The sequence below is a fragment of the Actinoplanes sp. 13 genome (assembly GCF_056134165.1).
The window spans coordinates 37,267-61,098 of sequence record NZ_JBVYOQ010000015.1 but is presented as its reverse complement, the minus strand read 5'-3'; the positions used below and the strand labels follow the sequence as shown (position 1 = coordinate 61,098).

25 protein-coding genes are annotated in these 23,832 nt (G+C 70.5%); 7 read left to right on the top strand and 18 right to left on the bottom strand.

Features of this window, described 5'->3' with window-relative positions; translation table 11 throughout:
* Positions 1-19 precede the first annotated feature (19 nt).
* Complete coding sequence (locus tag AC0NH5_RS26230; RefSeq protein WP_474408623.1) at positions 20-868, bottom strand: dihydrodipicolinate synthase family protein; 849 nt, start codon at positions 866-868, stop codon at positions 20-22.
* A 71-nt stretch (positions 869-939) separates the two neighbouring features.
* Here AC0NH5_RS26230 and AC0NH5_RS26225 point away from each other — a divergent pair, with 71 nt between their 5' ends.
* Positions 940-1,845 carry a LysR substrate-binding domain-containing protein gene (locus AC0NH5_RS26225; RefSeq protein ID WP_474408620.1) on the top strand — a complete coding sequence of 302 codons (906 nt, stop codon included), beginning with the start codon at positions 940-942 and terminating at the stop codon, positions 1,843-1,845.
* A gap of 121 nt (positions 1,846-1,966) precedes the next feature.
* On the opposite strand, the gene AC0NH5_RS26220 is transcribed toward AC0NH5_RS26225, so the two are convergent.
* The 3 genes from AC0NH5_RS26220 to AC0NH5_RS26210 all read right to left on the bottom strand — a co-directional run bounded on the left by AC0NH5_RS26220 (position 1,967) and on the right by AC0NH5_RS26210 (position 4,566).
* Positions 1,967-2,674 carry an AAA family ATPase gene (locus tag AC0NH5_RS26220; protein WP_474408618.1) on the bottom strand — a complete coding sequence of 236 codons (708 nt, stop codon included), beginning with the start codon at positions 2,672-2,674 and terminating at the stop codon, positions 1,967-1,969.
* Between the two features lie 135 nt (positions 2,675-2,809).
* The gene (locus tag AC0NH5_RS26215) at positions 2,810-3,448 is read right to left on the bottom strand and encodes a response regulator (protein WP_474408615.1); all 639 of its coding nucleotides are present in this window, start codon (positions 3,446-3,448) and stop codon (positions 2,810-2,812) included.
* Positions 3,445-4,566: a sensor histidine kinase gene (locus AC0NH5_RS26210; RefSeq protein WP_474408613.1), complete on the bottom strand. Its 1,122-nt coding sequence runs from the start codon at positions 4,564-4,566 to the stop codon at positions 3,445-3,447. Before AC0NH5_RS26210 ends, AC0NH5_RS26215 begins: the two co-directional genes overlap by 4 nt.
* Before the next feature lie 112 nt (positions 4,567-4,678).
* Here AC0NH5_RS26210 and AC0NH5_RS26205 point away from each other — a divergent pair, with 112 nt between their 5' ends.
* On the top strand, positions 4,679-5,392 hold the full coding sequence (locus AC0NH5_RS26205) for an ABC transporter ATP-binding protein (protein ID WP_474408611.1): 714 nt from the start codon (positions 4,679-4,681) through the stop codon (positions 5,390-5,392).
* The gene (locus AC0NH5_RS26200; RefSeq protein WP_474408609.1) at positions 5,389-6,153 is read left to right on the top strand and encodes an ABC transporter permease; all 765 of its coding nucleotides are present in this window, start codon (positions 5,389-5,391) and stop codon (positions 6,151-6,153) included. Before AC0NH5_RS26205 ends, AC0NH5_RS26200 begins: the two co-directional genes overlap by 4 nt.
* Before the next feature lie 57 nt (positions 6,154-6,210).
* On the opposite strand, the gene AC0NH5_RS26195 is transcribed toward AC0NH5_RS26200, so the two are convergent.
* Positions 6,211-6,561: a DoxX family protein gene (locus AC0NH5_RS26195; RefSeq protein ID WP_474408606.1), complete on the bottom strand. Its 351-nt coding sequence runs from the start codon at positions 6,559-6,561 to the stop codon at positions 6,211-6,213.
* Positions 6,562-6,971: 410 nt separating this feature from the next.
* Here AC0NH5_RS26195 and helR point away from each other — a divergent pair, with 410 nt between their 5' ends.
* Positions 6,972-9,125, top strand: coding sequence for an RNA polymerase recycling motor ATPase HelR (helR, locus tag AC0NH5_RS26190; RefSeq protein ID WP_474408604.1), 2,154 nt, complete (start codon positions 6,972-6,974; stop codon positions 9,123-9,125).
* A 50-nt stretch (positions 9,126-9,175) separates the two neighbouring features.
* Here helR and AC0NH5_RS26185 read toward each other — a convergent pair whose 3' ends face one another.
* A complete protein-coding gene (locus AC0NH5_RS26185) occupies positions 9,176-10,432 on the bottom strand; it encodes a DUF808 domain-containing protein (protein WP_474408601.1) in 1,257 nt (418 codons plus the stop codon).
* Between the two features lie 257 nt (positions 10,433-10,689).
* Between AC0NH5_RS26185 and AC0NH5_RS26180 the strand changes: the two genes are divergently transcribed.
* Positions 10,690-11,697, top strand: coding sequence for an RNA polymerase subunit sigma-70 (locus tag AC0NH5_RS26180; protein WP_474408598.1), 1,008 nt, complete (start codon positions 10,690-10,692; stop codon positions 11,695-11,697).
* 212 nt (positions 11,698-11,909) lie between these two features.
* Here AC0NH5_RS26180 and AC0NH5_RS26175 read toward each other — a convergent pair whose 3' ends face one another.
* The gene (locus tag AC0NH5_RS26175) at positions 11,910-12,434 is read right to left on the bottom strand and encodes a GAF domain-containing protein (RefSeq protein ID WP_474408595.1); all 525 of its coding nucleotides are present in this window, start codon (positions 12,432-12,434) and stop codon (positions 11,910-11,912) included.
* Positions 12,435-12,800: 366 nt separating this feature from the next.
* Between AC0NH5_RS26175 and AC0NH5_RS26170 the strand changes: the two genes are divergently transcribed.
* On the top strand, positions 12,801-12,983 hold the full coding sequence (locus AC0NH5_RS26170) for a hypothetical protein (protein WP_474408593.1): 183 nt from the start codon (positions 12,801-12,803) through the stop codon (positions 12,981-12,983).
* 178 nt (positions 12,984-13,161) lie between these two features.
* Here AC0NH5_RS26170 and AC0NH5_RS26165 read toward each other — a convergent pair whose 3' ends face one another.
* The 7 genes from AC0NH5_RS26165 to AC0NH5_RS26135 form a co-directional block, all read right to left on the bottom strand.
* A complete protein-coding gene (locus AC0NH5_RS26165) occupies positions 13,162-13,698 on the bottom strand; it encodes a GAF domain-containing protein (RefSeq protein WP_474408591.1) in 537 nt (178 codons plus the stop codon).
* On the bottom strand, positions 13,695-13,997 hold the full coding sequence (locus tag AC0NH5_RS26160; RefSeq protein ID WP_474408589.1) for a hypothetical protein: 303 nt from the start codon (positions 13,995-13,997) through the stop codon (positions 13,695-13,697). The genes AC0NH5_RS26165 and AC0NH5_RS26160 overlap by 4 nt, the downstream gene beginning before the upstream one ends.
* A 41-nt stretch (positions 13,998-14,038) precedes the next feature.
* Positions 14,039-15,673 (bottom strand): methyl-accepting chemotaxis protein, encoded by a 1,635-nt coding sequence (locus AC0NH5_RS26155; RefSeq protein ID WP_474408587.1) that lies wholly within the window; start codon positions 15,671-15,673, stop codon positions 14,039-14,041.
* A gap of 285 nt (positions 15,674-15,958) precedes the next feature.
* On the bottom strand, positions 15,959-16,555 hold the full coding sequence (locus AC0NH5_RS26150; RefSeq protein ID WP_474408584.1) for a dihydrofolate reductase family protein: 597 nt from the start codon (positions 16,553-16,555) through the stop codon (positions 15,959-15,961).
* Between the two features lie 242 nt (positions 16,556-16,797).
* Complete coding sequence (locus AC0NH5_RS26145; RefSeq protein ID WP_474408581.1) at positions 16,798-17,682, bottom strand: RNA polymerase sigma-70 factor; 885 nt, start codon at positions 17,680-17,682, stop codon at positions 16,798-16,800.
* Positions 17,679-18,785 carry an NAD(P)/FAD-dependent oxidoreductase gene (locus AC0NH5_RS26140; RefSeq protein WP_474408579.1) on the bottom strand — a complete coding sequence of 369 codons (1,107 nt, stop codon included), beginning with the start codon at positions 18,783-18,785 and terminating at the stop codon, positions 17,679-17,681. Before AC0NH5_RS26140 ends, AC0NH5_RS26145 begins: the two co-directional genes overlap by 4 nt.
* A gap of 67 nt (positions 18,786-18,852) precedes the next feature.
* Entirely contained in the window at positions 18,853-19,419 is a 567-nt protein-coding gene (locus tag AC0NH5_RS26135) for a TIGR03086 family metal-binding protein (protein ID WP_474408576.1), read from the bottom strand.
* 449 nt (positions 19,420-19,868) lie between these two features.
* On the opposite strand from AC0NH5_RS26135, the gene AC0NH5_RS26130 reads away from it, so the two are divergent.
* The gene (locus AC0NH5_RS26130; RefSeq protein WP_474408573.1) at positions 19,869-21,269 is read left to right on the top strand and encodes an amino acid permease; all 1,401 of its coding nucleotides are present in this window, start codon (positions 19,869-19,871) and stop codon (positions 21,267-21,269) included.
* Here the strand turns inward: AC0NH5_RS26130 and AC0NH5_RS26125 are convergent.
* The 4 genes from AC0NH5_RS26125 to AC0NH5_RS26110 all read right to left on the bottom strand — a co-directional run bounded on the left by AC0NH5_RS26125 (position 21,252) and on the right by AC0NH5_RS26110 (position 23,818).
* Positions 21,252-21,704, bottom strand: a complete 453-nt coding sequence (locus tag AC0NH5_RS26125; RefSeq protein ID WP_474408570.1) for a suppressor of fused domain protein — start codon at positions 21,702-21,704, stop codon at positions 21,252-21,254. The genes AC0NH5_RS26130 and AC0NH5_RS26125 overlap by 18 nt on opposite strands.
* Positions 21,705-21,822: 118 nt before the next feature.
* Positions 21,823-22,656: a nitroreductase/quinone reductase family protein gene (locus tag AC0NH5_RS26120; RefSeq protein ID WP_474408568.1), complete on the bottom strand. Its 834-nt coding sequence runs from the start codon at positions 22,654-22,656 to the stop codon at positions 21,823-21,825.
* Positions 22,657-22,994: 338 nt separating this feature from the next.
* Entirely contained in the window at positions 22,995-23,519 is a 525-nt protein-coding gene (locus tag AC0NH5_RS26115) for a GAF domain-containing protein (protein WP_474408566.1), read from the bottom strand.
* Complete coding sequence (locus AC0NH5_RS26110; RefSeq protein WP_474408564.1) at positions 23,516-23,818, bottom strand: hypothetical protein; 303 nt, start codon at positions 23,816-23,818, stop codon at positions 23,516-23,518. Before AC0NH5_RS26110 ends, AC0NH5_RS26115 begins: the two co-directional genes overlap by 4 nt.
* Positions 23,819-23,832: the final 14 nt, after the last annotated feature.

Sequence of the window (23,832 nt, the reverse complement as noted above, 5' to 3'; positions counted from 1 at the left end):
TCCCTGGCTCACTGGTTCATTACTCTACTAATGAACCGTAGAGCCACGATGCCACCGCGTCAACCATCGATGCCTGCGCGGGGAGCAACGGCAGTCGTACATCAGGGGTGGGAATGCGACCCGCCGCATGCAGCGCCGCCTTGACCACCGTGGGGTTGGGCCCGGCGAACAGCGCCGCGGACAGCCCGGCCAGCCGCTTCCCCAGCTGCCGTGCCCGCGCGACGTCGCCGGCCTGCCACGCCGCCACCAGGTCCGCGAAGGCGGCGGTCTCCAGGTGAGCGGAGGCCAGGACGCCGCCGCGCGCGCCCAGCGCCAGCATCGGCGCGAGCAGCACGTCGTCGCCGCAGAGCACATCACACCCGGCCGGTGGGTCGCTGAGCAGCGCGACCACCTCCCCGTCGAGGACGCCGGGCGCGTACTTCACCCCGATCACCCCGTCGATCCCGGCGAGCCGGCGCAGCGCCGCAGCCGACAACTGCTGACCGGTCCGGCAAGGGACGTGGTAGACCACCAGCGGAACCGGACTCCGCGCCGCCATCATCGCGAAATAAGCCACCACACCGTCCTCGCCGGGCCGCAGGAACGGCGGCACCAGCGTCAGCGCGGCCGTCGCCGCCTGCGGCACCTCGGCCAGCTGCGCCGGCGAGTTCGCCCCCACCAGCAACGGCGCCCCGATCTGCGACAGCACTTCCAGCACCGCGGCGCGTTCGGCCGCACTCAGCGCCGCCGGCTCCCCGGTCGTCCCCAGGGCCACCAGACCGGCGGCGCCGGCTTCCAGCACATCAAGAGCCAATTGCCGGAGTACGCGTAAAGCAACCGTTCCGTCGGCTGCGAAGGGAGTGATCAGCGGAACCCAGACACCGTTCATGGTCGTTACGCTGCCCGGTGTCCGCCGTAAGTTCCAGTTTCGATTTCTGCCGTTGACCGTAAGCTGTGCTGATGCTCGACGTGCGCCGCCTCCTGTTGCTTCGCGACCTCGACCGGCTCGGCACCATCGCTGCGGTCGCCGCCGCGCACACCTACACGCCGTCCGCGGTGTCCCAGCAGCTCGCCGCGCTGGAACGGGAAGCCGGAGCGGCACTGCTGGAACGCAGCGGCCGGCGGGTGTCCCTGAACGCGGCCGGGCAGGTGCTGGTGCGCCACGCCGGTGACGTGCTGGCGGCACTCGAAAAGGCGGACGCGGCGCTCGCGGTGGTGCGCGGCGAGCCGGCAGGACCGTTACGGATCGGGGCCTATCCCAGCGCGGTGCGCACCGTCCTGCCGGCAGTGCTGGTGGCGCTGGGCCGCGACCACCCGGCGCTGGAGCTGTCGGTGACCGAGATCGATCCGGTGGCGGTACCGGTGGCGTTGCGCGAGCGGCGGCTGGATGCCGGACTCCTGCACGACTACTCGGCGGCGCCAGGGGTCGCCGACGCGGACCTGGGGTCGATCGCGTTGTTCGAGGAGAGGGTGTACCTGGCGGTGCCGTCGGACGTCACCGCGGCCGGGATCGCCGACCTGCGGGACATGCCGTGGGTGCTGGCCGGCCCAGGGACGCTGTGCCACGAGGTGACCGTGCGGGTGTGCCGGTCCGCCGGGTTCGCTCCGCGGGCACGCCATCACGCCGACGACTTCGGGGCGGTCCTGGCGCTGGTGGCGGCCGGCCAGGGCGTCTCCCTGGTGCCGGAGCTGGCGGCGGACCCGCTGCCCGCCGGGGTACGGCTGATCGAGGGTCCGACGCGCCGCCGGACCCGGGTGGCGTTCCGGCGCGGGGCCGCGGACCACCCGGCTGTGGCGGCGCTGGTGCGGGCGCTGCGTGGCGCGGCCTCCGACTTCATGGCCGCGCGGGGTGCTGCGCCCGGGTGAAGGTTCCCACCCTCGTCCGGCTCGTCGTCTCGCTTCGCCTCGCTCTGCATCGCCCCGTTTCGCCTCGCCGTCCCGCCCCCGCCTCGTCTGCCCGCACCCGCCCCGCCGTCGGGAGCGGCCGCTAGGCGTCCTCCTGGAAGAGCCGACCCAGGAAGCGCGCCGGGTCCGCCAGAAACGCCCGCGTCAACACGACCGCGTCCGCCTGGTCGTACTCGATCCGCGAGATGTCACCTTCCCGGCCGATCTCGTAGATCACCGCATCCGGGCAGGCCAGCAGGATCGGCGAGTGGGTGGCGATGATGAACTGGCTGCCCAGCGCGACCAGCTCCCCGATCCGCAACAGCAGGGCCAGACAGCCCTGCACCGACAGCGCCGCCTCCGGCTCGTCCAGCAGATAGAGCCCGGCCGGCCCGAACCGGTGCGTCGCCAGATCCAGAAACGATTCACCGTGCGACCGCTCGTGCGGCGAGACCCCGCCGTAGCCGTCCACCACCCCGAGACGCTCCACCTCGGTCGCCACGTTGTAGAAGGACTCGGCCCGCAGGAAGTAGCCGTTACGCGGTCGCCGCCCCGGAACCCGCGACAGCACCAGATGCTCACCCAGCGCCGACTCACTCGCCCGCGTCGCGAAGTTGAACGACGTGCTTCCCCCTTCCGCGTTGAACCCGGCCGCCACCGCGACACCCTCGATCAGCGTCGACTTGCCGGAGCCGTTGTCACCGGCCAGCAACGTCACGGGCCGATCCAGCCGCAACTCCCGCCGCGCGCCCAGCGCCCGCACCGCCGGCAGGTCGAACGGGTAGCCGCCGGCCGGCACCCGGTCCAACATGATCCCCTTGATGAACACCCCGCGAGCCTTGCATGCCCACACCCACGCCCACGCCTCACCGGGCCTGCCGTCCCTCACCGGGCCCGCCGTCCCTCACCCGGGCCCCGCCGGGCGCGCCATCACCTCCGGTCGGGCTCAGCCGAGCATGCCGTCTTGCAGGGCGCGCAGGACGGCGCTGGTGCGGTCGCGGACGCCCAGTTTGAAAAGCACACTGGACACGTGGTTCTTCACCGTCCCCTCGGCCAGGAACAGCCGGTCGGCGATCTCACGGTTCTGGTAGCCACTGACCAGCAGCCGCAGCACCGCGAGTTCACGCTCGGTCAGTCTCGGTGCGCCTGCCTTGCCGCCCGGGGAACCCGTGCGCACGGCCCGCAGCACCCGTTCGGTGACGGCCGGCTGCACCAGGGTTCCGCCGGCCGCGAGGGTGCGCACCGCGTCCAGCAGTTGGTCGAGCGTGACGTCCTTGAGCATGTAACCGGCCGCGCCCGCCTGGACGGCCCGCAACACCAGTTCATCGTCGTTGAACGTGGTCAGCACCAGCACCGGGACCGTGCTCCCGCGTTCCTTCAACGTCTGCAGCGCCCAGATCCCGTCGTGGCGTGGCATGCGCAGGTCAAGCAGGACCACGTCGGGCGGATCCGCCTCGATGACGGCCACCGCCGCCGCGCCGTCCTCCGCCTCGGAGATCACCTCGACGTCGTCGGCGAGGCCCAGCAAGGTGCGGAAGCCCTGACGCACCAGAGTGTGATCATCGACGAGGCAGACCCTGATCATGGCGCGGGCACCTCCGCCACCACGCGGAACCCGCCGCTGCCCTCGAATCGTGCGTGCCCGCCCAGCTCACGAACCCGCTCCGAGATGCCGGTCAGGCCGTGCCCCATCACCACCCGATCGGTGCCGTGCCCGTCGTCGTAAGCCTCGAACACGATCCCTCCCTGCGGGCTGCGAGCGATGTCGATCCAGACGTGCTCGGCGCGCGCGTGCCGGATCGAGTTTGTCACCACCTCCTGCACACACCGGATCAGCACCGTCGTGCGTGCCTCGTCGGTCTGCACAGCCGGGTCGACCGACAACCGCACGCGCGGCGCCGGCAGGCCCTCGGCGATCCGCTCCAGGGTGGCCAGCAGGTCGGGCGCCCGTTCCCGCAACTCTCCCACCGTCTCCCGGACCTCAGCCAGCAGCTCGCGCGCCATCCGGTTGGCGCGGGCCACGTGCTCGGCCGGGTCGGCCTTGTGGGAGGCGGTCTCCAACTCGAGCGTCAGCACGGTCAACTGGTGGCCCAGGGCGTCGTGCAACTCGCGGGCGATACGCATCCGCTCGTCCGCCCGCGACTTCTCCGCGAGCAACGCGTTCGCCGCGCGCAACTCGGTGTGCGCGACGGCCAGGCGCCGGGCGTTGTCCTGGGCGCGGATCGTGGTCAGCACGCCGATCGCGGACGCCAGCTGCAGCAGCAGATAGAGCGTGCCGGTGATCAGCAGGGTGGCGGTGGTCGCGTCGGCCAGCGCGGCGGCGATCACGGTGACGGCCGTGTTGAGCGCGACCACCGCGATCGTCACCGGCCAGGCCACCAGATGGACGGTCAGCGCCGCGGTGTAGATGAGCAGGATCGATGTCCAACCTGCTTGCGCCGCCGTCAGCGCCAGCACCCAGCCCAGCACGGTCAGGGCGCCGAGCGCCAGCAGCACCGCCCACCGGTCGAACCACTCGGAGAACCAGGTGCAGAGGCTCTGCGCGACGACATAGCCCGCGAAGCAGGCCCACCACCAGCCGGACGGGATCGTCGTCAGATCGCCGCCCCGGGCGTCCACGATCAGGACGGGCAGGCCCACCGCCACGCAGAGGAGCGTGCCGTAGACCGCCCCCCATAGATCGGGGTCGAACCGTGGCTTCATGCGCTCAGAGTAGGGCCGGCGGGTGCGGCGCGGCCCGTGCCGATAGTCATGGTTCGCCGTCATGACCGGCGGCACGGGCGCCGGATCATGTCCGGAGCCGAGACTTTCTGGCATGACGGCGATCGAGGTCACCGACCTGCACAAGAGATTCAAACGGACCGTCGCGCTCGACGGGGTCGGCTTCAGCGTCGAGCGCGGCGAGGTCTTCGGCCTGCTGGGCCGCAACGGCGCCGGGAAGTCGACCACCGTGGCGGCGATCGCCGGCCTCATCCGGCCCGACCGCGGGGCGGTCCGGGTGCTCGGCCTAGACCCGATCGCCGACCGCCGGGCAGTCCGCCGGCTGCTGGGCGTGCAGCTGCAGACAGCGTCACTGCACAGCGCTCTGACCGTCCGGGAGCTGATCCGGATGCACCGCGGCTTCCACCGCGACGGCCTCGACCCGGATGATCTCATCGACCTCCTCGGGCTGGTCGACCGCCGCGACACCCGGTTCGAGGAGCTGTCCGGCGGCGAGGCACAGCGGGTGTCCGTCGCGGTGGCGCTGGTCGGGCGCCCGAGGGTGGCGGTGCTCGACGAGCTGACGACCGGCCTGGATCCGGAGGGCCGCCGGGACATCTGGCGGATCGTCACGGGTCTGCGCGCCGACGGGGTGGGGGTGCTGCTGGTCAGCCACACCATGGAGGAGGTCGAGCGGCTCTGCGACCGGGTGGCGCTGCTCGACCACGGGCGGCTCGTCGCGGTGGACAGTCCGGCGGGCCTGGCCACGGTCACCGGGCGGGCGACCCTGGAGGAGGCGTTCCTCGCGCTCACCGGGGGCACATCATGACCCGCCTCCGGGAGCGCGCCACGTTTCTGCACGGGGGGCACGCCACGCTCCGGATCTGGCGGCTGCTCGTCGGCGCCGAGTTGCGGACGGTCGTGCGCGACACGGCCGGGCTGGTCATTCCGATCGCCCTGCCGATGCTGATCCTGGTCGGCAACGCGCTCAACGTGCCAGGTGACGTGCTCTCCCGGTTCGTGCTGCCGCTGGTGCTCACCGTGGTGATCGGCACGGTCGGCATGGTGAACGCACCCGCCACGCTGGCGACCTACCGCAAGACCGGTGTGCTGCAGCGGCTCGCCGTCACGCCGGTGCCCCCGGCCGCGGTCCTTGGCGCCCACCTGGTCGCGGGCGGACTGCAGATCCTCGCCGGGGTGCTGCTCGCCGCGGTGATCGCGGTCGGCGGGTTCGGCGCCACGGCACCGCAGTCGCTGCCCGCGACGGCCGCGATCCTGGCGTTGTCGACCACGGCGATGTTCACGGTCGGCCTGGTCATAGCGGCGCTGGCGCCCAGCATCAATGCCGCCCTGGCGACTGGCCTGCTCGTGTTCTTCGGCCTCGGCGGGGTCGGCGGCCTGTTCGGCCCGGTCGCCAATCTGCCGGACGGCGTCGCCCGGGTCGGCGAGGCCTTGCCGTTCGGCGCCTCCGTGCAGGCGATCACCGGGTCGTGGAACGGGGCCGGCTTCGAGCCGGGACCGGTGCTCGCGCTGGCATCGTGCACGGTTCTCTGCGGGCTGGCCGCGACCAGGTTCTTCCGATGGACGTGAACCGGGCGGGCCACCGGCGCCCGGCACCTCATCGGAGACGCCGGGGGCGGGCCACGGTCAGGAGTGGTAAGCGATGTTCACACCCAGGTTGACCGCCACGGTCACGAAGAAGACGGCCCAGCCGATCAGGTTGCGGGAGCCTACCCGCAGGTGGGCGATCAGGGCGCCGGTGAAATACAGGACCAGGCCGACGGCGGCCAGGGTGCCGAGCAGCGGGACGGCGAAACCGACCAGCAGGCCCACGGATCCGGCGGCCAGCAGCAGTCCGAGGATCGGCACCCAGGAGCGTGGGATGCGTTTCATGTCGGCCTGTGCCTTGGGATATTCGTGGCCGATCAGATAGGTGACGGCGGCGCTGCCGGTGAACAGCGAGGCGATGATGGTCACTGCGACGTAAGTGGCGAACACGAACCCTCCAGAGTGGTCAGTTGCCACCAGGACGGGACAGGCCACCGGAATGTGACAGCGGAGGCGCCGCGGCAGGCCGAGTCAGGAAGTGACGGTGTGGTGGCCTCGTGGTGGGTCACCACGGCGCGGGCACGCGCGGGATGGATACGGGCACGCGCGCAGCTGTCAGCACGAAACTCGGGCTTGGGGGCACGCCAGAGGAGCGGTGGGCACGAAAAAAGCGAGGACCTCGTCCCCGCCACTCCCAACTTATATCGCACTGGGGGACTTGCCGCAAGACCCCGGTGCTGGCGGAGAATCGTCGACCTGAGCCGGGTACAGGGCAAATGGGGGATTCACGTAATGCATACGGTTTTGCCGACGTATGAGCCGCGACCAGCGCTGCCGACCTCCGGGAGCGGGCTGATCGCGTGAACCACACGACTACGAGCGCGTTCGCCCTGCCTGATCGGCTGGCCGCCAAGGCGGAGGCCGCGCTGATCGCCGACGACGAGAAGCACTTCGCCGCGATGACCCGCAACATCGAACAGTCGATCGCCGAGCTGTCCGAACGGATCGACACCGAGCGCAGGGCACCCGCCGGCAAGGGACGGCAGGCGGTGGACCGGGACGACGCCGTCCGCCGGATGACCGCCCGGCTGCGCACGCTGCGCCGCTTCAGCCTGGACCTCTGCCTGGGCCGGATCGTGCACGCCGACGAAGCGGAACCGGTGTATGTGGGACGGCTGGGCCTCACCGACAGCGACGGCCGCCGGCTGCTGATCGACTGGCGGTCCCCCGCCGCCGAGCCGTTCTTCGGCGCCACCCACGCCACCCCGATGGGACTGGTCAGCCGCCGGCGTTACCGGTGGACCGGTGGCCGCGTCACCGACTACTGGGACGAGGTGTTCAGCCCGGACGCCCTGCAGGGGCACGCCGCGCTCGACGACCAGTCCGCGTTCGTCGCGAGCCTGGGCAGCAGCCGGTCGCCGCGGATGCGCGACGTGCTCAGCACCATCCAGGCCGACCAGGACGCGATCATCCGGGCCGGGTCGCGGGGCGCCCTCGTCGTCGACGGTGGCCCGGGCACCGGCAAGACCGTCGTGGCGCTGCACCGCACCGCCTATCTGCTCTATTCCGACCCGCGGCTCGGTCACCGGCAGGGCGGGGTGCTGTTCGTCGGCCCGCACGAGCCGTACCTGGCCTACGTGGCGGACGTGCTGCCCAGCCTCGGTGAGGACGACGTGCAGACCTGCACGCTCAAGGACCTGGTGCCCGAGGGCGCCGGCGCGCTGCCGGAGACCGACCCGGAGGTGGCCCGGCTGAAAGCGTCCGCCGACCTGGTCACGGCGATCGACGCGGCGGTGCGGTTCTACGAGGAGCCGCCGACCACCGCGATGACCGTCGCCACCTACGAGTCCGAGGTGCGCCTCACCGCCGGGGACTGGGCGGAGGCGTTCCGGGCGGCCGGGCCTGGCGTCCCACACAACGAGGCCCGTGATCAGGTCTGGGAGGAACTGATCACGATCCTGCTGGAGAAGCACGACGGTGACGAGCCGGAACACCTGCTGCGCAAGGCCCTGACGCAGAACCGGGAACTGGCCGGCACCCTCCACCGGGCCTGGCCGCTGCTGGAACCCACCGACCTGGTCGGCGACCTGTGGTCGGTTCCCGCCTACCTGCGCAGGTGCGCGCCCTGGCTGGACGCGGCGAGCGTACGACGACTGCAGCGTCCCGACCCGCAGGCCTGGACCGTCGCCGACCTGCCTCTGCTGGACGCCGCCCGGCAGCGTCTCGGAGATCCGGCGGAGTCCCGGCGGCGCCGGCAGCGGGAGGCCGAGGTCGCCACCCAGCGCGCCGGTATGTCCCGGGTGATCGACGACCTGATCGCGTCGCACAGCTACGACGACGGTGAAGGCCTGATGACGATGTTGCGCCAGCAGGACCTGAAAGACGTCCTCGTCGACGAGAACGCGCTGACCAGGGCCGAGCCGGACCAGCTGGCCGGGCCGTTCGCGCACATCGTCGTCGACGAGGCGCAGGAGCTGACCGACGCGGAATGGCAGATGCTGCTGCTGCGCTGCCCGTCGCGCAGCTTCACCATCGTCGGGGACCGCGCGCAGGCCCGGCACGGATTCACCGAGTCGTGGGAGCAGCGGCTCGAGCGGGTCGGCCTGGACCGGGTCAGCTTGGCGTCGCTGAGCATCAACTACCGCACGCCCACCGAGGTGATGGCCGAGGCGGAACCGGTGATCCGGGCGGCCCTGCCGGACGCCAACGTGCCGACGTCGATCCGCAGCAGCGGCCTGCCGGTGAGGCACGCGGCAACCGCCGACCTCGGCGCGATCCTGGACGACTGGCTGCAGGACCACGCCGAGGGGGTGGCCTGCGTGATCGGGGATGCCGGGTTCGCGGCACGGCCGAGGGTCCGGTCGCTGGCGCCGGAGCTGGCCAAGGGGCTGGAGTTCGACCTGGTCGTGCTGGTGGACCCGGACAGGTTCGGCGACGGCGTCGCTGGGGCGGTCGACCGATATGTGGCGATGACCCGGGCCACGCAGCAGCTGGTGATCCTCACGAGCGGCTGAGACACGAAACGGCCCGGGCACCGACGGGTGCCCGGGCCGTGATCAATCGGCTACTTCGGGTCGCGCGCGGATCCCGGCTCGGCAGCAGGCGGTGTCACAGCTCCCGGTGTGACCGCCGGCGGCGCGGCAGGCGGCGGTGTCACGGCCGACGGTGCGACCGCGGGAGGTGCGCCGGAGGCTGCCGGCGATCCGGGTGCGGCTGCGGCCGGATCCTCGGTAACGGTCACCGGCGCGGCACCCCCCTCGCCCCCCGGCTGCGGCGCGGCAGTGGCGACAGGCGTGGCAGTGCCGGCAGGCGTGGCAGTGCCGGCAGGCGTGGCAGTGCCGGCAGGCGCGGGCGAGCCACCCTGTTTCTCGTCGTGCTTGTCGTCGTGGCCCTTGCCGTGGCCCTTGCGGTGCAGGGTCACGCTGAGCACGGCCACGATGAGCGCACCCACGATCAGGCCGATGATGGCACTGGCCACCGTGTTGACGATCCAGCCGACCACGCCGCCGAGGGCGCCGGTCGCGTCGTGGGCGGCTTCCTCCATGTGGTGGACGAACTCGTACAGCGGGTGGAAGCCGAGCTCGTCGGTGCCGACCAGCAGGATGTGGCCACCCACCCAGAGCATCGCGGCGGTGCCGACCACGCTGAGCACCGACAGCACCTTAGGCATCGCCTTGACCAGGCCGCGGCCCAGCGAGATGGCGCCCTTGCTGGACCGCTGCGACAATTTGAGGCCGACGTCGTCCATCTTCACGATCAGGCCGACCGCCCCGTACACCAGGACCGTCATCAGGATCGCGACCACCGACAGGATCACCAGCCGGTTCACGAACGACTCCGCCGCTACCTCGTTCAGCGAGATCACCATGATCTCGGCGGACAGGATCAGGTCGGTGCGGATGGCCCCGGCGACCAGGACCTTTTCCTCCGGCTGCTTCTGTTCGGCCTCGCCGTGGGTGTCGTGGTGGGCGATCCGCTCCCACACTTTCTCGGCGCCCTCGAAGCACAGGTAGGCGCCGCCGATCATCAGCAGCGGCGTCAGCGCCCACGGCAGGAACTCGCTGAGCAGCAGGATCACCGGCAGGATGATCAGGAACTTGTTGCGCAGTGAGCCCAGGGCGATGCGCCGCACGATCGGCAGTTCACGTTCGGCTGCCAGGCCCCGAACGTATTGCGGGGTGACGGCGGCGTCGTCGATGACCACGCCCGCGGCTTTCGCGCCGGCTTTCGCGGCGGCGGCCCCGACGTCGTCCACGGACGCGGCTGCGGCACGTGCCAGCACCGCCACGTCATCCAGCAGGGCTGCGAGTCCACCGGCCAAGGGAGGTCCTTCCGTCTGTGCTGAGCGCTTGTGCAAGCTCATTCTCGTTCGGGCAGGCTACCCACCGCAGCGCTCCCTCATTCGCCAGGCACACCAACCGGCACACCGAACTCTTCAAAAGGCGGCACCGCGACGCCGGCAGCACCCCGGTGGATGATCGGTATCGCCAGTAGCGGTGAGGGGTGACCACCGATCAGAAAACCTCCGCCACGCCGTCAGTTCTGTTGACTTTCCGCACCGGTGGAGGATTACTGACCATGACCGAAGCCAGACTGCCGGGCGCCGACGAGGCCACGTTCATCGCGGCGGTCCGCTCAGGCGACACGGCGCAGTTCGCGCGCATGACGGAGCGCCACCGGCGTGAGCTGCAGGTGCACTGCTACCGGATGCTCGCGCACTACGAGGATGCCCAGGACATGACGCAGGAGACGTTCCTGCGAGCGTGGCACAAGCGCGAGTCGTTCCAGGGACACGCGGCGCTGCGGACGTGGTTGTACCGGATCGCCACGAACGCCTGCCTCGACTTTTTGGAGAAACGCAACGCCCGCACACCCGTGTCTGCCGAGCTGCCGGGCGCGGGCCCGGACCTGCGATACCTGCAGCCCTACCCGGACCGGATGCTTCCGGAGGACCCGCAGGAGTCGGCGGTGACGCGGGAGACGATCGAGCTGGCGTTCATCGTCGCCGTCCAGCACCTGCCGCCGCGGCAGCGGGCGGTGCTCATCCTGCGCGACGTCCTCGGCTGGCCGGCGTCGAAGGCCGCCGACGCCCTGGAGTTGACCGTCGCGTCGGTGACCAGCGCACTGCAGCGGGCGCGCGTGACGATGCGCGAGCAGCTGCCCGGTCGCCGCCTCGACTGGCGGTCCCCCGCCACGCACGAGCTGTCGAACGAGGAACGCGCCGTGGTGAGGGCGTATGTCGACGCCCATGAGCGCAATGACATCGTCGGGCTGACGGCCCTGCTGCGCGAGGATCTGCGCTTCGTGATGCTTCCCGATTCGGGCACTCTGATCGTCACGGCCGAGGAAGCGGTGGACAGCTGGCTCGCCAACGGGCTCTTCCAGCGCGGCTACGACGACTGGCGCTGTCTCACCACGACGGTCAACCGCATGCCTGCCGCCGCGCTGTACCTGCGCACCCCTGACGACCCGCAGTACCGGTTGTTCACCATCGCGGTGCTGCACATCGTCGACGGGAAGGTTGCCGAACTCACCGGATTCGACGCCACCGGCAAACCATGGCTGGGCCTGCCGGCGACACTGTGATCACACATTCCCCCGCGATGAGGCCGACCAGGCGTGTCATGACTGATCGCATTCGTCCGTGCCGGTGACACCATCGTCGCGCGCTCCATGGACCGTCGCCCGCGATCTCGACGACCTACGCCAGGCTCATGCGGATGTTGACCGGCAGGGACCGTGCGGCACTGCGGTGGTTGCCGGCGCAGTGCCGCACCCGGGTTCGCCGGCCGCGGGCGCTATCCGCCGTGCCGGCTGTCGTGCAGGAGCCGGACCGCGTGCACGGCAAGACTCTGCAAGGCGTGCAGGTCCTCGTCGTTGAACGCGAAGGGCCGCTCGTCCATGACGCACAGGGTGCCGGCGGACCCGTTGCCGACAGGCAACGGCACGCCGGCGTAGGAACGCATCTCGCTGGCCATCACGAGGCGATTGCCGGCATGTCGCCGGTCAAGGCGGGTGTCGGTGATCAGCACGGGCGCATGGTGAAGGATGACCGTGCCGGAGGGCGCCGACCCGGCGGCCACATTGCCGGGCGCGGCGGGCACCCCACGAGCGGTGCTCATCAACACCACGTCATCGACCACGGCGGTCACGGCCGCGACGTGGGCCTCATAGATCACGGCGACGCGGCCCACGAATTCCCGCAGCCCCCCGGTGAGGGCGCCGTCGGCGGGCAGTAACGCTGCAACCGCGCTCGACCGATCGCCGCGTAGCGACGCGTCCACCAAGTTGTCGTTGGAGCGGTGAGCAGCGTTGATCGTCATAGGGGCCCTTCGGTTGGCGTGGCAACGAAACCCGAACGCTATCGGCCCGCAGACGGATAACCGGCCACCGCACAGGTGCGAGGTGGTTGTTGCGTAGTAAGAGATCGGCTGCCGGGCATCGCCACCCCGCAAGCCCGGGATCCGACCATCACCGCACGAGAGTGAACGGTCGATCAACGCGAGATCGAGCCCAACCCGCTTCATCGCCCCCCGGTACGGAACGGTCGAAAAGGTCGTCGGCTGACGACCTGCCCGCTGCACGGTCTGCCGTCGAGGCCCAGCTCACGGGTATCGGCCGCTCACCTGATCGTTGGGACATCGAGCCGGCGCCGGCGACTGAATGTCGGCTGCGCGCAGCAGCATGTCGTGGATACGGGTGAGGGCGGTGGCGGCATCGATGAGGTCTACGGCCGCTTGCGGCTGATCAGCCGGGGCGAGGGCCGCGGTGCGAAGAACATTTTGTTGTATGGCGCGGGCCTGCAGGGCGGCGGCGAGCAGATGGTTGACGACGTCTTGTCGGTCGTAGTGCATGGTGACCGCTGGTGGTGAGTGCATGGCTAGTCCTAGCGGGCTCGTCTGTTAGGGAGGTTTGCCGCGGCGGCCGGTACACCGTTGGCGGGGTAGGACGGTGTACCGGCCGTTGCCTGCCGGCGTGGCCGGATGCGCGGACTCTCTGCAGTGGTGAGTGGCGGAGTTTGTCGTGGTGCCGGGGCCGGGTCGCCGTTGTTCAGGTGCCTGGGTTGGTGGGGGTGCGGTGTTCGGCCAGGATGCGCATGGCTTCCGTGGCGCCGGTGGTCAGCACGGCGATGTCGGCGTCGGTGAAGGTGCGGGGGGTGACGTCGATGACGCAGTGCGCGCCGAGGATGTGGCCGCTGTCGTCGGTGAGGGGTACGCCGGCATAGCTGCGGATCGGTGCCATGGCGAACAGGGGGTTGTCGGCGTGGACGGGGTCGGTCGTGCCGTCGGCGATGCAGTACGGCCGGCCGGCGAGCACGGTGTGGCTGCACAGCGCCCATTCCGCAGGCGTGCCCTGGACTGCGGAGACCCAGCCGGGTACGCCGTGCTGGCCGATGATGAACTGGGAGCTGTCGAGTACGACCGAGACCATGGACACCGGCGCGTCGAGCAGGCCGGCGGTGCGTGTGGCCAGGGTGTCCAGTTCGGCTTGCAGGGTGGAGTCGAAGACGTCGTACCGGGCGATCTGGTGGATGCGGGCCGGCTGGCCGAGACGGCGGAACAGGTCGGTAGGAGTGATGGTGCTCATGCGGAACTCCTGGTGATGGTGTGCGCGGCGGACAGGTGGGTGTGCGCCGACAGGCGGATGTTCAGGGCCTGGGCGCAGAGCCGGCTGACGGGGTCGAGGCCGGTCATCGCGGTGAGCAGCCGGTGCAGGGCGTCGTCGCCGGTCTCAGTGCCCGACATTGCGGCGGTCTGCAGCAGCCGTTCCCAGGTGGAGCGGCCGGTGTGCCCGTGCACGCGCAGCATCGCCTCGTAGGCGTCGGACATCGTCGGGCGCTGCAGCCCGTACGGGCCGTCCGCCGTGTCCCCGGATGTGATCGACATAAGTGCCTCCTGGAAGGAGTAAGCCGCCGGCCCGCTCCGGGTCAGTGGCGGAAGCTGCCGACCAGGGTGGTCAGGTCGCTGGCGAGGCGGGTCAGGTCGCCGGAGGCCTGCTGGGTGGCTTTGGCGCTCTCGGCGGTGGCGTTGGCGACCTCGGCCACCCCGGACATGGTGCGCGCGACATCGGCGCTGCTGGTGGCGGCTTCGGCCACCGAGCGGCTCATCTCGCCGGTGGTGGCGGTCTGCTCTTCCACTGCGGAGGCGATGGTGGTGGTGTAGTCGCCGACCTGCCGGATCACGTCGGTGATCTCCCCGATCGCGGTGGCGGCGGTGGCGCTGGAGGCCTGGATGTTGCCGATCCGCGCGGTGATCTCCTCGGTGGCCTTGGCGGTCTGCTGGGCCAGTTCTTTGACCTCGCCGGCGACGACGGCGAAGCCCTTGCCGAGTTCCCCGGCGCGGGCGGCCTCGATGGTGGCGTTGAGGGCGAGGAGGTTGGTCTGCTCGGCGATGCTGGTGATCAATCGGACCACGTCGCCGATCTCCGCGCTGGCCGCACCAAGGGCGGCGACCTGGCTGGTGGTGCGCTCGGCGACGGCCATGCCGTTCTGCGACACCTGCGCCGCGGAGCTGGCATTCGACGCGATCTCCGTGATCGAGGCACTCATCTCCTCGGCGCCGGCCGCGATCGACTGCACCCCGGCGTTGACGTCCTCACTCGCCGTGGTCGCCGTGGTGGCCCGGTGCGCGGCGTCCGCGGCGCCGGCCTGCAGCTGGGTGCTGACCGCGGTCAGTTCCTCCGACGCGCCGGCCAGGGTCACGGCTGACCCTTCGATGGTGGTCACCGCCTGCCGCAGGGCACCGACCGCCGTGTCCAGAGCGTGACCCATCTGCCCCGTCTCGTCGCGGGAGGTCAGCCCGGTCGTGCGGGTCAGGTCGTTGGCGGCCAGCGCCTCGCACACGGCCTTGACCTTGTTCAGCGAGCGCACGATGGAACGCGCCACGAACACGCCCAACCCCAGCGCCACGGCCAGCCCCGTCACGAGCAGCAGAATCGACATGATGCGGCTGGAGTCATAGGCCGACCGCGCAGCCCCGGCGTTGCGGGCCGCGTCGGCGTCCTCGGCCGCGGTCAACGTGGTGATGTCCTCGCCCATCTGCGTCATCAGCGGCAGGACCTCTGCGGAGCGGGTCTTCTCCCAGCCGGCGATGTCGTTACGTTGCCCGGCAGGCAACTGTTTCGTCTCCACGATCTGCACGTAGGCCTGCCACCGCGACTCCAGGTCCGCGATCAGCGCCGGATCCCCGCTGGGATTACTGGCCCGGTACGCGGCCACCGCCGCTTCGAACGCCTCCTGGTCCGCGGCGAACGCGTCGGCGTACTTCTGGGTGTCAGCGGGCTTCTGTGAGATCAACTGGAAGGCGGTATCCAGCCGCGCCTGCACCAACGTCTTGTCCACCGACGCGATCGCCTTGACCGACGCGACATTACTGCGATAGATCAACTGCGCGGACTCGCTGGCCTGCCCCAACGCGGACAGCCCCAGCACCCCGACAACCAACGCGACCAGCGCAGCCAGCGCGACAGCCATCAGAATCTTGACGTTGACACTCAGGTCAGCGAACGACCGCCGCCCCCGAGCTGCAGGCGCCACCGGAACGGCAGCAGCAGAGGTACTCATGGGTTTCTCCTCGGCGCGTGACAGAAGGATGCCAAGCTGCTTTCCAGCCCGGCCCTCTCTCGCGGTCAGCCCCCGCCGGCCGCTCTACACCCGATCGGCAACCTCCCGGCACCTGCTGAGCCTCACCACATATCTCCTTGGAGGCCGGGTCCGGCGAACTCACCGCTCCCGCAGATCATCTCTACTGGCACGGCTTGGTCCTGGATTGCTCGCCGGGCCGCTGCCCGGCCTCCTTAGCCGCGATGGGCGAGACCGAACGGGAGAACACCCGCCCGGATCGACTGCTCAGCGTTGTCTGGTCCGGGACCGGCCGTATCGGGTCATCATCACCCCACCGGCAAACGTTCGGGTCTCGACCAGGTCCAGGTTCACCCAGCTGTCCAGCGCGGTGAAGAACGGCGTGCCGCCGCCCACCAGGACCGGATAGGTGACCACGACATATTCGTCGACCAGCCCGGCACGTATGGCCGCCCCGGCGAGGGTCGCGCCGCCGATGTCCATCGGGCCGCCGTCCTCGGCCCTGATCCGGGTGATCTCCGCGACGGCGTCGCCGGTGACCAGACGCGTGTTCCAGTCGACCTGGTCGATCGTCGAGGAGAACGCCACCTTCGGCATGTCCCGCCAGCGGCGGGCGTACTCCATCTCCGCCCCTGTGGCGCCGGGTTGCTGGTCAGCGGTCGGCCAGTGGGAACTCATCGCCTCCCACAGTTTGCGGCCGTACAGCGCCAGGCTCGTGGCTCCCACCCGGTCGGACCACCACTGGAACAGCTCGTCGCTGGACGACGAGTCCGGTCCGTCACCCCCGCTCCAGCCGAGGTCGTCACCGGGCGCGGCGATGTAGCCGTCCAGCGTCACGTTCATGGCGAAGGTCAGTTTCCGCATCGTGCCAGCCTCTCGTAAGTCGATCTCACAGGTACAGACGGGCACGGCGTGAAAACTAATCGGTGCGAACCGGGCGGATTACTGGATTACCAATAACTGCAATCCAATAATCCGCCCGGTCGGTAGAAAGGGACAAAACTCCTCTACATCATAATGACAGTTATGTTGTACGAACGATCGCCGTGGTCGTGAGGAGAGAGCCGATCCGGCTCACTTCGAAGGTGCGTTCCGGAACAGGGACCTCACCGCAGGGTCAGCGGGGTCGCACTCACCACGTGCGTCAGCTTCTCCGGATTGCGGACGTAGTAGATACCGGCAATCCGGCCGGCCACGACCCGCGCCGCCATCACCCCGTCGAACTCCCCGTCCAGATGCAGCACCAGCGACGGGCTCCCGTTGAAGACCGTCACCGCGGTGTCGATCTGCTCGTGCACCCGCCGGATGCCGCCGAAGATCAGACGGGCCACCTTGCCGGCGCCCGCCACCGGGCGCAGAGCCGCCTGCTTGATGCCGCCGCCGTCACCCACCAGCACCACGTCCGGGGCGAGCACCCGCAACAGACCCTCCAGGTCCCCGGTGACGACCGCGCTGCGGAACGTCTCCAGCACCGCACGGGTCTCCGCCGCTGACACTGTCTCCCGCGGCTTGCGGCTCTCCACGTGCTGCCGGGCCCGGTGTGCGATCTGCCGGACCGCCGCCGGCGTCTTGCCGACCGCGGCCGCGATCTCGTCGTAGCCGACGTCGAACGCTTCCCGCAGCACGAACACCGCCCGCTCGGCCGGCGTCAACGTCTCCAGAACCAGCATCAACGCCATCGACACGCTCTCGGCCAGCTCCACGTCCTCGGCCACGTCCGGCGAGGTGAGCAGCGGCGACGGCAGCCACGGGCCGACGTACGCCTCCTTGCGCCGGCCGATCGAGCGCAGCCGGTTCAGCGACTGCCGGGTGGTGATCCGCACCAGATAGGCCCGGGCGTCGCGCACCGCCTCCAGGTCCACCGCCACCCACCGCAGCCACGTCTCCTGCAGCACGTCCTCGGCGTCCGCCGCCGACCCCAGCATCTCGTAGGCGACGGTGAACAACAGGTTCCGGTACTCGACGAAAGCCGCAGTGGCACGGTCGGTCACCGGTGCGCTCCCTCCACCGTCAGCTGCGCGCGCTGCGGATCCCTGCCCCACCAGGACAGCACGCCCGGGTGACGCGCCTCGAAACGCAACTGCCCGAGGATGCCCCGGCAGATCAGCTCCTTCATCACCGCGCCCGCCCGGCCACCGACGTGATAGCCCTTCGCCGTGTCGCTGCGGGTGGCCGCCTGGAAGACACCGGCGTCCCGGCCCAGGCTCAGGCACAGCCCGGCGAAACCCACCTCCGCCGGTTTCGGCTCCCGGCCGGCGACGCGGCTCAACACCGTCTCGGCGGCCTGCGGGCCGAGCTGGACGGCGGCCTGACAACTCATCCGGTACGGCCGGCCGGACGGTGCCCCGGCATCCCCGGCCGCCACGATCCGCTCGTCGTCCACGCTGGTCAGCGTCTCGTCGACCAGCAACCGGCCGGCCGCGTCGGTGGCCAGCCCGCTGCGCGCGGCCAGGTCCGGCACCCGGAAACCGGCGGCCCAGACGGTCACCGCGCTCGGCAGCTCCCGGCCGTCGCTGAGCTTGACGGCGTCCGCGGTCACCCCGGTCACCGTCACGTCCTCGACCACGCTCACCCCGAGCCGCGCCAGCTGCTTCGCCACCGACCGCCGGCCCCGCGGATGCAGGTACGGCCCCAGCTGCCCGCCGCAGATCAGCGTCGTCCCGGCCCCCAGCTCGGCGGCGGTCTCGATGCCGGTCGGGCCGCCACCCACGACGGTGACCGGCCCGGAGCCGACCGCCTGCCGCAGCCGCTGCGCGTCCTCCAGCGTGGCGATCGGATAGGTGTGCGGCGGGGCGTCCGCGAAACTGCCCACCGCATAGATCAGATAGTCGTAGCGGACGGTGCCGCCACCGTCGAGGGTCACCGAACGTGCCGGGGCGTCGATCGCGGTCACGGTGCCGACGACCAGCCGGACCCCGCGGGCCAGCACCCGGTCGTACGCGACGACCGCGTCCCGCTGGTGCAGGCGGATCCGGTCCACGAACCGGGGCCGCGGGTTGATCAACGTCACGGACACGCCGGCCCGCCGGGTGAGGCGGTTCGCGGCCATCACACCCGCGTACCCGCCCCCGATCACAAGAACGTCGATGCTCATGGCCATCAGGCACCGGCCGCCCCACGTTTCGTGACAGCGCGTGACTCAGGTCACACCACCGGCAGCGTCAGGGTTTCCACAGCGGGTCACGGCCCGTCCTGGCCAGCAGCCTGCCCAGGTCGTCCGCGTCGTCCGGGGCGGCCAGCTCCGGGCCGAACACCCCCATCTTGCGGGCCATGTCGCCCATCAGGTCGACGAACTCCGCACCGGCGGCGAGCACAGCCGGATCCGGCCGGTACGGCTGACGGGTGGCGGTGGCCAGATCCCACGAGTGCACCAGCAGGTCCACCACGAGCATCAGGCCGACGGTGCGCTGCGGCAGACCCATCCCGGGCGAGACACCCTCCAGCGCCCGCGGGTCCGACCAGGCCACCCGCAACGCATCCAGGTCACCGGCGAACGCGCCCCGCCAGTCACCGGTGAGCCGGTCCGGACCGGGACTCCAGTCGACGTCATCGCGGCGGGCCATCGCCTGGAAGTTCACCGTCACCTGCAACAGGTGGTTCAGCAGGTCACGCACCGCGAACTCGGTGCACGGGGTGGCCTGGTCCAACTGGTCGTCACGGATGCCGCGCACCACACTGGTCGCGGCGGGTGCGGCGGTCTCGAGCAGCTCACTGATCTCAGTAGACACCCGCACCAGAGTACGGACGGGGCCCGTCCCGGACCAGGCCGGTCATCCGGCCGGGCAGCCGGCGGACGTCCCGGCTCACCGCCCACGAAGATATCGGCCGCTCTGGATGCGATCGAGTCGGGAACGTGATACTCCGGGAGGTGCGCCCCACCGGCAACGGTGCGGGCCGCACCGGTCGCGGGACGGGCGCCCCCTCCCGCCCTCCCGCGGCCGACGACGGGCGGCCGAGCCCCGCCGGGGCGGGGGCTGACGGTGAGGGGGCAGATGGCCCGGCGGCCGCGCTGCGGCCCGGCGTTGCAGCACGTCGCGGTGACACTCGGGGACGGCCCGGGTTGCGCTGGGGGGCGCTGTGACCCGTACCAGAAAGGGGTTGGCGGCGAAGACGGAAAGCCGGCGGCGCGTGACGGCCGGCAGCGGGCAGGTGGGTGGCGAGAAGGGGGAAATCTGCGGTGAGCCAGCTGGGGCAAGGGCGCGGGGTATTCCGGCGTAAGCCGGTCGAGCAGATCGAGGACGAACCCGGCAGCGGACTGGAACGCACGCTCGGACTGTGGCAACTGACCGCGATCGGCGTCGGCGGCATCATCGGAGCCGGCATCTTCGCGCTGGCCGGGGCGGTGGCCAACGAGACCGCCGGACCCGCCGTGCTGATCTCGTTCCTGCTCGCCGGGATAGCCAGCGCCGCGGCGGCCCTGTCGTACGCGGAGTTCGCCGGCATGATCCCGAAAGCCGGATCCGCCTACACCTACGGATACGCGGTGCTCGGCGAGGTCGTCGGCTGGTTCATCGGCTGGGACCTGCTGCTCGAGTACACCGCCATCGTCGCCGTCGTGGCCATCGGCATCTCCGGCTACTTCAGCTTCCTGATGGGCGAGATCGGCGTCGACCTGCCGGTCTGGATGCTCGGCGCGCCCGGCTCCGGCGAAGGACGCGTCGTCGACCTGTTCGCCGCCCTGCTCTGCCTGCTCATCGCGTTCCTGCTCAGCCGCGGCATCCGCACGGCCGCCCGCTTCGAGACCACCGTCGTGATCATCAAGGTGGCGGTGGTGCTGCTCGTCGTCGGCGTCGGCGTGTTCTACGTCAACACCGCCAACTGGAACCCGTTCTTCCCGTTCGGGGTCAGCGGCGCCATCACCGGCGCCGCCACCGTCTTCTTCGCCGTGTTCGGGTACGACGCGATGAGCACCGCCGCGGAAGAAGCAAAAGACGGCCGCCGGCACCTCCCCAAAGCGATCATGTATTCGCTGGCCATCTCGATGGTGCTGTACGTGCTCGCCACCCTCGTGCTGACCGGCATGCAGAACTACCGGCAGATCGACGCCGAGAGCGGCTTCTCCACCGCCTTCCAGTCGGTCGGCCTCAACGGCCTCGCCAGCGTCATCGCCGTCGGCGCGATCATCGGCATCCTCACCGTCATGTTCACGTTCCTGCTCGGCGTCACCCGCGTCTGGTACGCGATGAGCCGCGACGGGCTGCTGCCCGCCTGGTTCGCCAAACTGCACCCCGAACGCCGGGTGCCGACCCGGGTCACCTGGATCGCCGGCGTCGTGTCGGCCGTGATCGCCGGGTTCCTGCCGATCCGGGAGGCCGCCGAACTGACCAACATCGGCATCCTGCTCGCCTTCGTGGTGGTCTGCGCCGCCGTCATCGTGCTGCGGTACCGCCAGCCCGACCTGCCCCGCACCTTCCGGCTGCCGGGCATGCCGGTCGTACCGGCCGTCGGCATCGTCTTCTCCCTGTGGCTGATCACCTACCTGGCCCCGGAGACCTGGCTGCGGTTCGCTGCCTGGTTCGTCATCGGCGCCATCGTGTACTGGGGTTACAGCCGCAAACACTCACTGCTGAACACGTAGGAACACGACCCTCCCGTTCGGCGTGACGATTTCCCCCAGGTCGGGATCGCGGACGACGGTGACCCGCTCCTCATCGAGGTCCAGCCGGTCACCGTCGTCCAGCACCACACCGTGGGAGTTGACGTGCGCGGCGGCCCGGGTCAGCAGCGTGAACGGCCACTCCGGCGGGGCCGGCGCGTCGGCCGGCACCCGCATCGTCAGCTCGAAACCCCACCCCGACCAGTCCGGGTCGTCATCCTCGGACTTACCACCCAGCTCGGTCAGCCCGTAGGTGACGAAATGCCAGTGCGCATCACTGTCATCGAGCACGGCGGAACAGCCGTGCAGACCGCCGGCGGTGGCCGGGGCCAGAGTGACGTGATGGCGCAGCACGCCGGGGTAACGGCGATCGAGCGCGGCATCGATGGCGTCGCGGCCCGGTTTGATGCTGGTCACGGCCGCATTATGCCCTCTGTTGATCTTCAGAGTGGGTGTGGTCCCACCAGGTGGCCCCCACGTCATGCGCTGGACAGCGGCCCGGACCTCCGACGGCGAAGGCCCGAGCCACCCTCCGTCAGACGGCGTCCAGGACCGGAAGCAGCGCCTCCTCCTCGTGGTCCAGGTGCGACAGCAGCGCCGAGGTCAACTGATCAACCTCGGCCACCAGGACGCCGCGCGGCAGATCCGCGTCGGCCAGCACCGCCCGGAGACGCCCCACCAGCCCGGCGATCGCCTCGTGCTCGGCGCGAAGCTCCGCCACGACCGGCGCCAGATCGGGACGCTGCTGCTCGATGCCGGGAAACATGGCCTGATCCTCCCGGACATGATGACCGTGCAGACCCGCGCACAACGTCAGGCAGTTCACCCGCAGCTGCGCCCCGAGCACCGGGCCACCCTCAGCGATCTCGGCGCGGACCAGCGCCAGCTCACGCCGGAACGCGTCATGAACCGACTTGAGGAAACCGCCGAGAGACGTCGTCGAAACGCGCGGCGGGCCGGGGATCGCGGTCAGAGCGACAACCGGCAGCGTACGACCGGACCCGCGCTCATAATCAGCCCAGCCCCCGTCGCCCTCCACCGCCCGGGCGAAGGCATCGTCGCGGTCGGCGCCGCCGAGGACGACGGCCGTCGCCTCGTAGGTGAAGGTCCCGTCCTCCACCGTCGTCACCGGGTTGGCGAGCACGTTGTGGAACCAGGCCGGATGGCGGGGCGAGCCACCCGCCGAGCCGATGACCAGCACCCGCTCGCCACCGTCCGGAAGATAGCCGAGCGGCACGGTGTGCGGGCGGCCGGTGCGGGCGCCGGTCGTGGTGAGAAGCAGCAGGCGGGCGCCGGCGAACATGCCACCGACCACGCCCTGATTGGCGCGGAACTCCTCGATGATCGCGGTGTTGAAGTCGTTCGGCATACACAACTTTCTTGATGGGTCGGACGTCAGGAACGGCGAAGCGAGAGTCGGCCCGGTGAAGACACACGGCGGCGACTCATCGACAGAAGAAGAGAAAGAGCAGCGCTGAAAGAAGCGGGCGGCGGGCCACGCGCAGCGGGCGACCGGGGCGGTCGCCGGGCGGTCACGCGCCGGCCGGGTGCCCCACTCGGTAATGGCCCAAGGCCGACCCGGCAGTCACGAGCGGAACCCTACAACGAAAAGAACGGCTCCGCTCCCCCACGGGTTGTCGGCGAAGCCGTCCTTTGTGGTTGTGCTGGGTGCGACTTGCCGCACTACCTCTAAGCCATCCTAGGATGTTAGTCGGCGGTCCGGTGTTCGCCGAGGATCTGCAGGGCCTCCGAGGCACCGGCCGTCAGCACCGCGATGTCGGCGTCGGTGAAGATGCGCGGGGTGACATCGATGACGCAGTGCGCGCCGAGCACGTGCCCGCTCTCGTCGCGCAACGGCACCCCGGCATAGCTGCGGATCGGCGCCAGGGCGAACAGCGGATTCGCGGCGTGCGCGGGGTCGGTGGCGCCGTCGCTGATGCAGTACGGTCCCCCGGCGAGCACGGTGTGGGTGCACAACGCCCACTCGGCCGGGGCGCCCTGCGCCTCGCCGGCCCAGCCGGACACGCCGTGCTGGCCGAGGACGAACTCCGAGCTGTCCAGCACCACCGAGACCGTGGAGACCGGCGCGTGCAGCAGGCCCGCGGCGCGGGTGGCGACCGCGTCCAGGCGCGCTCGCATCCGGGGGTCGAAGACGTCGTACCGGGCGATCTGCCGGATCCGGGCGGGATCGCCGAGACGGCGGAACACGTCGTCGGTGGGGGTGATGGTCATGCGGTGCTCCTGGTCATGGTGTGCGCGGCGGTCAGATGGGTGTACGCCGACAGGCGGATGCGCAGGGCCTGCGCGCAGAGCCGGCTGACCGGGTCCAGGCCGGCCATCGCGGTGAGCAGCCGCTCCAGGGCCTCGTCGCCCTCCTCGGCGCCGGACATCCCGGCCGCCTGCATGAGCCGCTCCCAGGCCGAGCGGCCGGTGTGCCCGTGCACGCGGTGCATCGCTTCACGGGCGTCGGCCATCGTGGGACGGTGCAGCCCGTACGGGGTGGCGGCACTGTGGTCGGGTGTCGTCGGCATGGGTCTCTCCTGGG

Coding starts and splice junctions, on each gene's coding strand:
- AC0NH5_RS26210 (WP_474408613.1), bottom strand. CDS start 4,566: ATGAAGCCACGGTTCGACCCCGATCTATGGGGGGCGGTCTACGGCACG.
- AC0NH5_RS26200 (WP_474408609.1), top strand. CDS start 5,389: ATGACCCGCCTCCGGGAGCGCGCCACGTTTCTGCACGGGGGGCACGCC.
- AC0NH5_RS26120 (WP_474408568.1), bottom strand. CDS start 22,656: ATGCCGAACGACTTCAACACCGCGATCATCGAGGAGTTCCGCGCCAAT.
- AC0NH5_RS26230 (WP_474408623.1), bottom strand. CDS start 868: ATGAACGGTGTCTGGGTTCCGCTGATCACTCCCTTCGCAGCCGACGGA.
- AC0NH5_RS26150 (WP_474408584.1), bottom strand. CDS start 16,555: ATGCGGAAACTGACCTTCGCCATGAACGTGACGCTGGACGGCTACATC.
- AC0NH5_RS26180 (WP_474408598.1), top strand. CDS start 10,690: ATGACCGAAGCCAGACTGCCGGGCGCCGACGAGGCCACGTTCATCGCG.
- AC0NH5_RS26160 (WP_474408589.1), bottom strand. CDS start 13,997: ATGTCGATCACATCCGGGGACACGGCGGACGGCCCGTACGGGCTGCAG.
- AC0NH5_RS26165 (WP_474408591.1), bottom strand. CDS start 13,698: ATGAGCACCATCACTCCTACCGACCTGTTCCGCCGTCTCGGCCAGCCG.
- AC0NH5_RS26140 (WP_474408579.1), bottom strand. CDS start 18,785: ATGAGCATCGACGTTCTTGTGATCGGGGGCGGGTACGCGGGTGTGATG.
- AC0NH5_RS26220 (WP_474408618.1), bottom strand. CDS start 2,674: ATGTTGGACCGGGTGCCGGCCGGCGGCTACCCGTTCGACCTGCCGGCG.
- AC0NH5_RS26205 (WP_474408611.1), top strand. CDS start 4,679: ATGACGGCGATCGAGGTCACCGACCTGCACAAGAGATTCAAACGGACC.
- AC0NH5_RS26115 (WP_474408566.1), bottom strand. CDS start 23,519: ATGACCATCACCCCCACCGACGACGTGTTCCGCCGTCTCGGCGATCCC.
- AC0NH5_RS26155 (WP_474408587.1), bottom strand. CDS start 15,673: ATGAGTACCTCTGCTGCTGCCGTTCCGGTGGCGCCTGCAGCTCGGGGG.
- AC0NH5_RS26175 (WP_474408595.1), bottom strand. CDS start 12,434: ATGACGATCAACGCTGCTCACCGCTCCAACGACAACTTGGTGGACGCG.
- AC0NH5_RS26225 (WP_474408620.1), top strand. CDS start 940: ATGCTCGACGTGCGCCGCCTCCTGTTGCTTCGCGACCTCGACCGGCTC.
- AC0NH5_RS26110 (WP_474408564.1), bottom strand. CDS start 23,818: ATGCCGACGACACCCGACCACAGTGCCGCCACCCCGTACGGGCTGCAC.
- AC0NH5_RS26215 (WP_474408615.1), bottom strand. CDS start 3,448: ATGATCAGGGTCTGCCTCGTCGATGATCACACTCTGGTGCGTCAGGGC.